General features: G+C 51.5%; 10 protein-coding genes and 1 pseudogene. 2 read left to right on the forward strand and 9 right to left on the reverse strand.

What is annotated here, in order from left to right:
* Positions 1-37: 37 nt before the first annotated feature.
* Positions 38-841, reverse strand: coding sequence for a carbon-nitrogen hydrolase family protein (locus QJ036_RS04040; RefSeq protein ID WP_283230164.1), 804 nt, complete (start codon positions 839-841; stop codon positions 38-40).
* 86 nt (positions 842-927) lie between these two features.
* Here QJ036_RS04040 and QJ036_RS04045 point away from each other — a divergent pair, with 86 nt between their 5' ends.
* Positions 928-2037: a PTS sugar transporter subunit IIC gene (locus QJ036_RS04045; RefSeq protein ID WP_283230165.1), complete on the forward strand. Its 1110-nt coding sequence runs from the start codon at positions 928-930 to the stop codon at positions 2035-2037.
* Here QJ036_RS04045 and QJ036_RS04050 read toward each other — a convergent pair.
* The 4 genes and pseudogenes from QJ036_RS04050 to QJ036_RS04065 form a co-directional block, all read right to left on the reverse strand.
* Positions 2034-2687, reverse strand: a pseudogene (locus QJ036_RS04050) (lactate utilization protein). The gene QJ036_RS04045 and the pseudogene QJ036_RS04050 sit on opposite strands and share 4 nt — an antisense overlap.
* Positions 2671-3630: a tRNA modification radical SAM protein MnmL/YtqA gene (gene mnmL, locus QJ036_RS04055; RefSeq protein WP_283230166.1), complete on the reverse strand. Its 960-nt coding sequence runs from the start codon at positions 3628-3630 to the stop codon at positions 2671-2673. Before mnmL ends, QJ036_RS04050 begins: the two are co-directional and overlap by 17 nt.
* The gene (locus QJ036_RS04060; RefSeq protein ID WP_283230167.1) at positions 3627-4286 is read right to left on the reverse strand and encodes an HAD-IA family hydrolase; all 660 of its coding nucleotides are present in this window, start codon (positions 4284-4286) and stop codon (positions 3627-3629) included. The genes mnmL and QJ036_RS04060 overlap by 4 nt, the downstream gene beginning before the upstream one ends.
* Position 4287: 1 nt before the next feature.
* Positions 4288-5469, reverse strand: a complete 1182-nt coding sequence (locus QJ036_RS04065; protein ID WP_283230168.1) for an alanyl-tRNA editing protein — start codon at positions 5467-5469, stop codon at positions 4288-4290.
* 129 nt (positions 5470-5598) lie between these two features.
* On the opposite strand from QJ036_RS04065, the gene QJ036_RS04070 reads away from it, so the two are divergent.
* On the forward strand, positions 5599-6978 hold the full coding sequence (locus QJ036_RS04070) for an MATE family efflux transporter (protein WP_283230169.1): 1380 nt from the start codon (positions 5599-5601) through the stop codon (positions 6976-6978).
* A 71-nt stretch (positions 6979-7049) separates the two neighbouring features.
* Here QJ036_RS04070 and QJ036_RS04075 read toward each other — a convergent pair whose 3' ends face one another.
* From QJ036_RS04075 to QJ036_RS04090, 4 genes are read right to left on the reverse strand one after another with little or no spacing between them, the layout of a single operon-like run.
* Complete coding sequence (locus tag QJ036_RS04075; RefSeq protein ID WP_283230170.1) at positions 7050-8060, reverse strand: NAD(P)H-dependent glycerol-3-phosphate dehydrogenase; 1011 nt, start codon at positions 8058-8060, stop codon at positions 7050-7052.
* Between the two features lie 30 nt (positions 8061-8090).
* Complete coding sequence (gene plsY / locus QJ036_RS04080; RefSeq protein WP_283230171.1) at positions 8091-8729, reverse strand: glycerol-3-phosphate 1-O-acyltransferase PlsY; 639 nt, start codon at positions 8727-8729, stop codon at positions 8091-8093.
* Positions 8730-8731: 2 nt separating this feature from the next.
* The gene (der, locus tag QJ036_RS04085) at positions 8732-10057 is read right to left on the reverse strand and encodes a ribosome biogenesis GTPase Der (protein ID WP_283230172.1); all 1326 of its coding nucleotides are present in this window, start codon (positions 10055-10057) and stop codon (positions 8732-8734) included.
* A 3-nt stretch (positions 10058-10060) separates the two neighbouring features.
* Positions 10061-11452, reverse strand: coding sequence for a DUF512 domain-containing protein (locus QJ036_RS04090; protein WP_283230173.1), 1392 nt, complete (start codon positions 11450-11452; stop codon positions 10061-10063).
* Positions 11453-11508 lie beyond the last annotated feature (56 nt).

Here is an 11508-nt window from a genome sequence, read left to right on the forward strand (position 1 = left end):
ATTTTGAACTCCTATGACCCAGACAGCACCGGGGCCATCAATAAAGCTCCGGTCTTCTGTGTTTCAGAAGAGGAAGCTGTTCCCGCACCTCAGCCACCTGGGAAAGGTCCAGTTCCTCTGTAAGAATCGTTTCCTGTTCTCCTGCCTGGGAAAGGATTTCTCCCCAGGGGGAAACAATAATGGAATGTCCATAAGAAATGTAGGAAGCCGTTTCATCCGCCGCCGGTGCTGCCCCTACCATGAAGATCTGATTATCCACAGCCCGGCTCCGGAAGAGAAGCTCCCAGTGTTTAGGTCCGGTAGTCCTGTTGAAAGCCGCCGGGCAGAATACGACAAGAGCCCCCTGATCCACCATGACTCGGAAAAGCTCCGGAAAACGAATGTCATAGCAGATGCAAAGGCCCATCGGTCCAAATTCTGTGGGAAACACCGTGGCAGAATCTCCGGCTGTCAGAACAGCCGATTCTTTAAAAAACTGGCCGCCTTTGATATCAATATCAAAAAGATGAGCCTTCCGGTGTCTGGCGAGAAGCCCGCCATCTCTTCCGAACAAAAAGGAGGTATTATAAATTCTCCCTTCCTTATCGCACTCCGGAATGCTTCCTCCCACAAGATAGATCTGATGCTTCTTCGCTGCAGCCGAAAGTCTTAAAACGCTCTCCCCATCCTCCGCCTCGGCATAAAGGGGAAACCCGGAGGTCTCATAAGGACAGGCGAACATTTCCGGAAGGACTGCAAAATCTGCTCCTGCATCCGCAGCCTGCCTGATTCCGTTCTCCGCCGCAAGCAGGCTTTCCTCCTTCGTTTTCTGTACCTTCATCTGGATCAGCGAAACCTTCATTCCCTTATGCTCCTTTATTTTCACGTTGAAAACCCTCACAAACAATGTTATAATCGCCTTGACTTTCAGACAGGAGAGATTGATTCATGAAAAATCAGACGAAAAAAAACATCATTACCGTTGTCATTGATCATATTTCCAGCTGCATGGCTCCTATCATTCCCATCGTCATTGCAGGCGGGCTGGTGAAGCTCATTGTTGTCATTCTGACCATGACCGGCCTTCTTACCGAAGGAACCACCACAGAGGCCGTCCTCTCGCTCATCGGAGACGCACCTCTTTATTTCCTTCCGTTTTTCCTGGCGTATACAGCCTCCGTTCACTTTAAGGTCAATACGATTCTGGCCATCGGCGCCGTGGGTGCCATGATGAGTCCTTCCTTTGTGGAGCTTTCAGGCTCCGCGGACCAGCTGTTCTTTGCCGGAATCCCGCTCATTAAGGCCACTTATTCCTACAGCACCATTCCCGTTATCCTGCTGATCGCGGCCATGGTATGGATTGAAAAGGCTGTACATAAAATCATGCCAAAGGCCATTGACGATATCCTGTCTCCGCTGGTGATCCTGCTGGTATCGTCTCTCGTCGGCCTCCTTGCTGTGGGCCCTCTGGGCACCCTCATCGGGAATGCTCTTTCCGGCTCCATTGCCTGGCTTCAGATCCATGCCCCCTCAGCTGCCTGGACCGTCTTTGCCGCTACGACACCGCTTCAGATCATCACCGGGACCCATTGGGTCTTTGTGGCGACAGCTATCAACCAGCTGGGAAGCGTCGGAGTCGAAAACGGCATCATGGCCGGTTATTTTATCCTGGCCATTGCTCTGGGAGGAGTGGCCTTCGCAGCCTTCATCAAGGCAAAAACTCCGGAATTAAAGAAGCTTTCCTTAAGCTGCGGTCTTACGGTTCTCCTGGCCGGTGTCTCGGAGCCGACTATTTTCGGAATCTGTCTCCGCTACAAAAGGCCTCTGGTCACTGCCATCCTTGGCTGTGCCATTGCAGGCCTGTATCAGGGAATCGTGACGGTAAACTGCTATGTCTATGCCTTTCCGGCGATTCCGTCCTGCCTGATGTTTGCCAATGGGTCTGAGCCCGGCAATCTGGCAAAGGCACTGATTGCCGGAGCTATTGCCTTTGCCGCTTCCTTCCTTCTGACCATGCTTTTCGGAGGACGGTTCGACGCCGATGAAAAAGCGGCTTAATAGCCCAGGCTCTCCCCCACCAGAATCACCTTGATCCTTCCTGCAGGCCTGCAGTTTCTTGTGGTAAGGATCTGATTGCAGATACAATCCGGAGACTTGCAGTCTCCGCATACGCCGGTGACCGTGCAGGGAGTCTTTCCTTTGAATCTCTGCTGATTGAAGGGTGCGGCAACTGTCCGCGCCCGCACAAGGGCATCCTCTGCCGTCCTGACCACCTTGTTCATTCCCGCAACTACGATCACATATTTTGGTCCGAATACAATGGCTGCCACCCGGTTGCCGTTTCCGTCCACATTGACCAGCTATCCGTCCTCGCTGACTGCATTGGCACTGGTCAGGAAGTAATCGGCATGAAGCGCATCCATGGCTGCCTGTCTCTTCTCCTCCTGATTTTCCGCTTTATCCCGGTCGATCACCTTGAACTCCCCATCACTGACCGCCTTTGTAAGTCCGATATCCCGGATCGTCATGGAGCCTCCCCAGGATACAACTGTTCCCTTCTCCATCCACTCCAGAGCCTTTTCTCTTGCTTCGTCCCCAGTCCTGCAGTAGCATGCGTCAAAGCCACGGCTTTTCAGGTTTTCAACAACCGTGTTCCCTCTCTTCTCGTCAAACAGTTCTTTTGGTGTCATATTATGCTTCCTCCTCATGATAATCTTTTCCCTGCCAGAGCTCCTGCTCTTTCATATCCCTGTGAAGCCGGTTAAATACCTGCTTTTTATCTCCGCTCCAGAGCGGCGCAAGCAAAAGCTTCTTTGGCCCGTCGCCGGTGATGCGGTGTACCACCGTTTCCGGTCTGAGGCGGGCCAGCGCCGCAAACAGAAGCGATTCGTACTCTTCAAAGGAAAGTCCCCGGACTTCCCCCTTTTCATAAAGCTCCGTAAGTCCTGTTTCCTTCAGAATATGCAAAAGCTGCAGCTTGATGCCCTCCAGCTTTTGTCTGTTGATATAATCAATGGTCTCCAGAAGTTCTCCTTTCCCCTCTCCGGGAAGGCCAATGATTACATGGGCAATGACCGGAATACCGGCTCTTTCCAGCCTTTTTCTCGCTTCCGTAAAACAGGAAAGCCCGTAGCCCCGCCGGATCAGACGGGCCGTCTCCTCCTTCGCTGTCTGTAGTCCCAGCTCCACCCACACCGGCTTTTTCCGGTTGAGCTCCGAAAGAAGAGCGACGACCTTTTCCGGAAGACAGTCAGGTCTGGTGGCAATGGAAAGTACCTCCACCTCCTCGTCCTCCATCGCTTCTGTGAACAGACTTCGGAGATATTCCACCGGACCGTATGTGTTTGTGTATGCCTGAAAATAGGCAATATAACCATAAGGTATATTCTTCGGCAGCTTTCTTTCGATCCGTTTTCTGGCGTTTCTTAACTGTTCTGTCACAGAAAGGCGGCTTTCCTCGGCAAAATCTCCGGATCCCCCTTCGCTGCAGAAGATGCAGCCCCCGTAACCGATCGTACCGTCCCGGTTAGGACAGCTCATGCCGCCGTTTAAGGACAGTCGATACAGCTTTTTCCCAAAACAGTGTTTCACTTCGTAATCCAGGGAATGATAGGGCTTCCCGTCCCAGTCCTTTTTTAAAGCACCGCTCATAGCTTCAAAAGAAGCTTTTCCAGCTCCTCAACGGAATCCACGATCCTGTCGGCTCCTGCCCCGGACAGCTCGTCTAGGCCGCCGAAGCCATAGGTAACTCCTACGGAAACGATGCCTGCCTCCTGAGCCCCGAGAATGTCATGCTTCCTGTCTCCTACCATGACTGCCTGACTCGTTCTCTGTTCCCCGCCGACTCCAAACCGGTTCAGGGCTTCCTCAATGACCTCGCCCTTTTTCACCCGTTCGCCGGAAAGCTCACTACCCACGATGTGTTCAAAATATCCGTCAATGTGAAAATGACGAAGGATCGGCACCGCAAATACCTCCGGTTTGGAGGTTGCCACGCCAAGCCTCTTGCCCGCAGCCCTGAGCCTTGCAAGCATACCGGCAATTCCGTCATAGATCTCGTTTTCATACATTCCCTTCGTGCGGAACCGTTCCCTGTATTTTTCTACAGCAAATGCTGCCTGTTCTCTGGTAAAACCGCAGTATTCCATGTACATATCAAGAAGCGGAGGTCCGATAAAAGGAACCAGCTTTTCCCGGTCCGGTTCATATATTCCCAGCGCCTCCATTCCGTACTGGACACATCGTGTGATCCCTTCCTTCGGATCCGTCAGCGTCCCGTCCAAATCAAACAATAGTATCTCTGCCATATCACAGCTCCTGAACTTTTAAGGTTGAAAAGTACGCTTCGACGTCTACCCGCCGGGCTGTGACCATGCCCTGGGCCATTCTGGCAGTCCCTCCGCCGCGGCCTCCCACCGCCGCCAGGAACGCTTTGCTCTCCGTTCTCATATCGCCCTTCTGTCCCGCCATGACAAACTGATAGCTTCCCTCTGTGCCGTGAAAGCCGATACAAAGCCCTGTCCTTTTCCTGGCTGCCCCGTCAATCAGCTTCCGAAGCTCATCGCCGCTCAGCCGGTCCTCAAAAAAGCACAGCGGATCTTCCCCCTCGGGAAGCGACAGAAGCTTTTCCCCGATAAGAGCCTGCTTCCATCCGGAGATCTCCTCCTTCAGCCCTTTGACCTCCTCCTTCATATGGGCTACTGCTTCCGGCGTTTCCGCCTGCTTTGCGGAGAGAAGCGCTGAAATCCTTGCCACCGCCTCATAACGGCTTTCATAATCGAGAACTGCCCGCCGTCCGCACAGCATATGAACCCGCATTCCGCCCTTATAGCTGACAGCATCCAGGAATTTGATGATGCCGATCTCTCCGGTCGTCTTCACATGCGGGGCACAGCAGGCGCAGCAGTCATAGCCCGGAATGGTCACGATCCGGACCTGTCCGGAAATCTCTGTTTTGCTCCGGTATTCCATAGTTGCCAGATGCTCCCTGTCGGGAAACTCCTCCAGCACAGGCAGATTCAAGAAGACCGCCTCATTGGCCATCTGCTCCACCTGATTCAGCTGTTCCCTGGTCAGAGGCCCGTCAAAATCAATGGTCACATCCGTACTTCCCAGATGGAATCCCACGTTATTGTACTGAAACAGACGGTGAATGATGCCGGAGACCAGATGCTCCCCGGAATGATTCTGCATTTTGGAAAAGCGCTCGTTCCAGTCGATCTCACCACGAAGCTCCGTTCCCGGCTCCACAGGCTGATCTGTGGTATGATAAATGATCCCGTTTCGCTCATGGACATCCAGTACGGAAACCGTTTCCTCCTCCGAAATATAAAAGACACCCGTATCGGCGCTCTGTCCTCCGCCCTCCGGGAAAAACACCGTCCCGGAAAGGACCACCTCAAATCCCTTCTTCCCCTCTTCGCAGGAAAGCACAGTGGCCGTCATTTCCGTCCGGTGGCTGTCTTCATAATAATACTTTCTCGTTTCCATAGACTCACCTCCCTTAAAAAATACCATATTTTCTCCATTTCCACAATAAGCTATTGCGGCTGAATTTATATTGTGTTATGCTAGGTCCTGTCGTCTTATAGAACCTCTCTTAAGATTGGAGTATTGAGTATGAAAGAAGAAACGATTACTGCAGGTTCGGCTGGTGAAAACAAAATGGGGGTTATGCCCGTCAATAAGCTGCTCATCAGTATGTCCTTACCCATCATGATCTCCATGCTGGTTCAGGCCATGTACAATGTGGTTGACAGCGTGTTTGTGGGAAGGCTTTCCGAGCATGCCCTCACCGCCGTTTCCATGGCATTTCCCATACAGAGTCTAATGATCGCTCTGGGAAGCGGTACTGCCGTCGGCATCAACGCATATCTCTCCAGAAGCCTCGGGGAGAAAAACTTTAAGCAGGCGGACGCTGCAGCCTTAAACGGTATTTTCCTGGCTCTGCTTTCCTATGGAGCCTTCGCCCTGTTCGGTCTCTTCGGAAGCCATCTGTATTTTTCCAGCCAGATCGATATCCCTGAAATCATTCATCACGGCACCGATTATCTTCGGATCTGCACCCTCGCGTCCATCGGCCTTTTTCTGCAGCTTACCCTGGAGCGGCTTTTGCAGTCCACCGGAAAAACCCTCTATACCATGATCACCCAGGGAACCGGCGCCATCATCAATATCATTCTGGATCCGATCCTGATCTTCGGTCTTTTCGGCTTTCCCCGCATGGAAGTTGCGGGCGCAGCCGTGGCAACCGTTTTCGGACAATGCATGGCTGCCGTTATGGCGTTCTTCTTTAACCTGAAAAAGAATAAGGAGCTTCATTTTCATTTCCGCTCCTTCCGTCCTGACGGCCATATTATCGGTCAGATTTATAAAGTAGGTGTTCCTTCCATCATCATGCAGTCCATTGTTTCGGTGATGACCTTCCTTTTGAATAAGATCCTTCTGATGTTTTCCTCCACAGCCGTCTCCGTTCTGGGGGTTTATTTCAAGCTGCAGAGCTTCATTTTTATGCCTGTGTTCGGTCTCAATAACGGAATGATCCCCATTGTGGCCTACAATTACGGAGCCCGGAAGAGAAAGAGGATCACCGACACCATCAAATTAAGTGTTGTCATCGCAGTTGGAATCATGGCTGTGGGAATCCTCCTGTTCCAGCTGATTCCTGCGCCCCTGATTCGCATGTTCAACGATTCACCGGAGCTTCTCTCCATGGGTGTTCCGGCCCTTCGAATTATCAGCTTAAGCTTCGTATTTGCCGGCATCTGCATCGTATGCTCTTCCGTCTTTCAGGCCCTGGGCAACGGTCTCTACAGCCTGATCATGTCGGTGATCCGGCAGATCGGCTTTATTGTGCCGGTGGCTTACCTGTTTGCCGTCACCCTCGGACTTCCCGCCGTATGGTTTTCCTTTCCCATTGCGGAGATCTCCTCCATTCTGATGGCTCTGTTCTTCTTAAAAAAGACCTACGACAAGCAGCTGAAAGATCTGCCGGAATAACAGTTATATATTACAGTACAAAGGCGGCACAGCCCTTTACGGGACGATGCCGCCTGTTTTTTTTAGTTTCTTTATTTTTCCCACGGAATGTTGGGATGCTCGATGCTCTTATCCCGAAGCATCAGATTTTCCACTGCTTCCGATGCAGCCATTCCTTCAAAAAGCACTTTGTTGATCTCCTTGGTGATCGGCATCTGAACCTCATATTTATCGGCAAGAGCCGCCGCTGCCTTGGCGGAATACACACCTTCCACCACCATCTGCACTTCCTTCATGGCCTCCTCCATGGACTTTCCCTGACCAATAAGGATACCTGCCCGGCGATTCCGGCTGTGCATGCTGGCACAGGTCACAATGAGATCGCCGACACCACTTAATCCGTACATGGTTTCCACGTGAGCCCCCATCTTAAGTGCCAGTCTCGTGATCTCCGCCATTCCTCTGGTAATGAGCGCCGCCTTGGTATTGTCCCCGTAGCCCAGTCCGTCCGCCACCCCGGCTGCCAGAGCAATGACATTCTTTAAGGAGCCTCCCAGCTCAATGCCCATAATATCGGGGCTGGTGTACACACGGAACACCCTGCACATAAAAATATTCTGGATGTATTCTGCCGTCTTTCTGTCCCTGGCACCGACCACACAGGTGGTGGGGATTCCGCGCCCTACCTCCTCCGCATGACTGGGACCGGAAAGAACAGCCACATTGGCCTGAGGAATTTCCTCCTCGATCTGCTCAGACAGAGTCATAAGAGTCGTCTCCTCAATTCCCTTTGCCACATTGACGATGATCTGTCCCTCGGCCACGTAAGGCTTCATCTTTCTCGCCGTCTGTCTGGTAAACACCGAAGGTACCGACAAAACCATAAGATCAGCGCTTTTTACACAATCCTCCAGATCCCCCGTGATCTCCATATCCTCAGGAATGGGGACGCCCGGCAGATTCTTGTGCTCCCGCTTCTCCCGAAGCATGGCAACCTCCTCCGGAATCGCCGACCACACCTTTACCGTATGCCCTTTTTTGTATAAGAGAAGAGAAAGAGCCATTCCCCAGGTACCGGAACCGATAATACTGATATTCGCCATAACATTCTCCTTCAGAACCTCTTTGAGGTTCTATTTATTTTTGGAACCGAATCTGTTTTCCGTTCCATTGATAAGCCTTTTTATGTTAGCCCGATGCCGCCAGTAGGCAAGAGCCGTGAACACAAGCACCACGACAAAGGACTCCGTCAGATAGGGACCGGAAAGTGGCAGAAGTCCTGCCAGTCCCAGGCCGATCCACATACCGAGAAAGACCGTCACCACAAGCAGGGAACCGATGGATACGATCCTGGTAATCGCTACGCTGATCACAAATGCGGCCAGACATACAAGTGTGATTCTCCAGTCCATGGTGATGATCACGCCGGAGGTAGCTGCAATCCCCTTTCCGCCCTTGAATTTCAGATAAAAGGGATAATTATGCCCGAGCACCACGCCAAGGCCTCCGTACAGCATAAGAAGAGGAGCCATTTCCGGCATGGTCTTTCCGTAAAGGAATTTCACCAGCAGGCACAGAATGACCGCCTTCAGAAAATCCCCCAGAAACACAATGACTCCTGCTTTTTTTCCCAGTACCCGCAGTGCGTTTGTCGTTCCGGAATTGCCGCTTCCATACTGCCGGATATCCTTATGAATGATCTTTCCGTAAATGTATCCCGTTTGTATCAGTCCAAACACATAGCCGGTCAAAAGACAGATGATCCGTTCCATGATTATTCCTTTTCCTTTCTTTCTCTGGTGATAAACCGGAGAGATGTTCCGCCAAAGCCAAAGGCATCACGGATCTTGTTTTCCAGATATCTGGTGTATGAAAAATGCATCAGCTCCTTGTCGTTGACAAAGAGAACGAAGGTGGGCGGTTTTACTGAAACCTGGGTCATATAATAGATCTTCAGACGGTGGCCCTTGTCAGAAGGCGGCTGCTGCATGGCAACGGCTTCCATGAGTATCTCATTGAGCACACCGGTGGAGATCCGCAGGTTCTGATTCTCAATGACCACATCAATGTGATCAAACAGCTTCGGAAGCCGCTGTCCGGAAAGCGCTGAGATATAAAGGATCTCCGCATAGGGCATAAAGGAAAGGATCTCCCGGATCTTGGAAGAAAACTTATTGACCGTATTCGTATTCTTCTCAATGGCATCCCATTTGTTGACGGCAATGATGATGCCTTTTCCGCGCTCATGAGCGATCCCGGCGATTTTGGCATCCTGCTCGGTAACCCCCTCTGTGGCATCGATGACAAGCACCACCACATCGGCCCGCTCCACTGCAGTCACCGTCCGGATAATACTGAACCGTTCCAGCTCTTCCTTGATCTTGCTCTTTCGGCGAAGGCCTGCCGTGTCAATGAACACATATTCCTTTCCGTTGCGCTTGATGACCGTATCAATGGCATCTCTGGTGGTCCCGGCAATATCCGAAACAATGACCCGGTTTTCGCCGAGAAGCCTGTTGATGATCGAGGATTTTCCTACATTGGGTTTCCCGACAATGGCGATTCTCGGACGATCATCCTCTTCCTCCTCACCTGTCCCTTCCGGAAAATGCTTTACGACCTCATCAAGAAGATCGCCGATGCCCAGTCTGGAAGAAGCCGAGACAGGAACCGGGTCGCCGATCCCCAGATTATAGAATTCATAGACATCCGCCATAAATTTGGCAAAGCTGTCCACCTTATTGACAGCCAGAATCACCGGCTTTCCGGAACGGCGGAGCATGTCCGCCACCTTGGAATCGGCGTCCTGAAGCCCCTGACGCACATCTGTGATAAATATGATCACATCTGCCGTATCAATGGCGATCTGTGCCTGCTCCCGCATCTGAGACAGGATAATATCACTGGAATCCGGTTCAATGCCCCCGGTATCGATCAGGGTAAAATGATGATTCAGCCAGGTACAGTCCGCGTATATCCTGTCACGGGTAACACCGGGCGTATCCTTCACAATGGAAATCTTTTCCCCGGCCAGCACATTGAACAGGGTGGATTTTCCTACATTTGGGCGGCCGACGATGGCCACGATCGGTTTACTCATGGTTCACTCCTTTAGCTCATACGGCCGGTATCTGTCCGGCCCGCCGGTAAGTCCGGCGCCTGTCAGGGCGTTTACAAATTCCCGCCCGCTTGATTTTACAATATCCGTTTTTATTTGTAAAGCGGATTGTACTTCTGCGAGAGTCACATCATCGAGAAATACTTCTTCTCCGCTTTTGAACATATTGACAGGGAGAAGCAGCCGTTCTCCCAGCTCCTTTCCCTGAAGCTGGCTTACAAGATCCTGTCCGGTGATCAGTCCCGACACGGTGATGAGTTCTCCGAAATATCTGTTCTGAATGGCATATACCGTGACCTTCAAACCCGGATATTCCTTTTGGACTCTGGATGCCAGTTCTTTTATAAAAGGGGCCGCCAGACACCCGGTGGCTATGGAAACACTCCGCTCCCGCTTATCCTCGGCAGGTCCTTCTTCGGCGGATCGGGCCTCTCTGTCCTCCTCCAGCGCTTCCATAACCTCATCCTCCAGAAGCCGAAGCATTCCGACGCCGTTTTCCAGCTGCAAATACCCGTCATAGCGTTCCGCCTCCGGGAGGCTGCGTCCGCACATCAGATAAAATTCATCGCTGGCATGGATGAAATGAACACCATACCGCTCAAAAAAGATCTGCTGGAACCGTTCGATCCGTGCCAGAGCATCTTCCATATCCTCTTTCGTGAGAGGTTCAAGGGGATAAAGACCATCCCGGAATTTTGTAAGCCCTACCGGTACCACGGAAACACTCCTCATATGGGGAAGGAATTCTCCCAACGCTTCGATAGTATGCTCCAGCTCCTCCCTGTCATTGATCCCCCTGCACAACACGATCTGCCCGTTCATCTCGATTCCCGCTTCATAAAAGCGTCTGATTTTTTGAAGCGCATCGCCGGCGAACCGGTTATGAAGCATCTTGCAGCGAAGCTTCGGATTCATCGTATGAACAGAAATATTGATGGGAGCCAGATGGTACGCAATGATTCTGTCAATATCATGATCACTCATATTGGTCAGAGTAATATAATTTCCCTGAAGGAAGGAAAGGCGGCTGTCGTCATCCTTGAAATATAGGGTATCCCGCATCCCGGGCGGCATCTGATCAATGAAACAGAAAATACATTTATTCCGGCAGGAACGGTATTCGTCCATAAGACCGTTTTCAAAAATGACTCCCAGGTCTTCGTCCTCATCCTTCTCCACCTCCAGAAGCCACTCCTCGCCGTCCGGCTTTTTCACAAGCAGCTCCACATAGGTATCTTCCATATAGTATTGATAATCGAAAATATCTTCCAGTCTGTGTCCGTTGATCTCAAGGAGGATATCACCAGGCTCAAGCTCCAGCTCCTCCGCCATGGATCCCGGCTTCACACAGGTAACGACATGCTCATTTTTTTTCATAAACAGGTTCTCTCCATCGTGGCAAAAATCCGGCACTTTACTTATCATACCAACAT

The organism is Fusibacillus kribbianus (assembly GCF_030053595.1).
GTDB classification, from domain to species: Bacteria; Bacillota; Clostridia; order Lachnospirales; family Lachnospiraceae; genus Lientehia; species Lientehia kribbiana.

Bases quoted from the DNA above. Each gene is read 5' to 3' on its own strand.
- QJ036_RS04040 (WP_283230164.1), bottom strand. From the start codon at position 841: ATGAAGGTTTCGCTGATCCAGATGAAGGTACAGAAAACGAAGGAGGAA.
- QJ036_RS04045 (WP_283230165.1), top strand. From the start codon at position 928: ATGAAAAATCAGACGAAAAAAAACATCATTACCGTTGTCATTGATCAT.
- mnmL (WP_283230166.1), bottom strand. From the start codon at position 3,630: ATGAGCGGTGCTTTAAAAAAGGACTGGGACGGGAAGCCCTATCATTCC.
- QJ036_RS04060 (WP_283230167.1), bottom strand. From the start codon at position 4,286: ATGGCAGAGATACTATTGTTTGATTTGGACGGGACGCTGACGGATCCG.
- QJ036_RS04065 (WP_283230168.1), bottom strand. From the start codon at position 5,469: ATGGAAACGAGAAAGTATTATTATGAAGACAGCCACCGGACGGAAATG.
- QJ036_RS04070 (WP_283230169.1), top strand. From the start codon at position 5,599: ATGAAAGAAGAAACGATTACTGCAGGTTCGGCTGGTGAAAACAAAATG.
- QJ036_RS04075 (WP_283230170.1), bottom strand. From the start codon at position 8,060: ATGGCGAATATCAGTATTATCGGTTCCGGTACCTGGGGAATGGCTCTT.
- plsY (WP_283230171.1), bottom strand. From the start codon at position 8,729: ATGGAACGGATCATCTGTCTTTTGACCGGCTATGTGTTTGGACTGATA.
- der (WP_283230172.1), bottom strand. From the start codon at position 10,057: ATGAGTAAACCGATCGTGGCCATCGTCGGCCGCCCAAATGTAGGAAAA.
- QJ036_RS04090 (WP_283230173.1), bottom strand. From the start codon at position 11,452: ATGAAAAAAAATGAGCATGTCGTTACCTGTGTGAAGCCGGGATCCATG.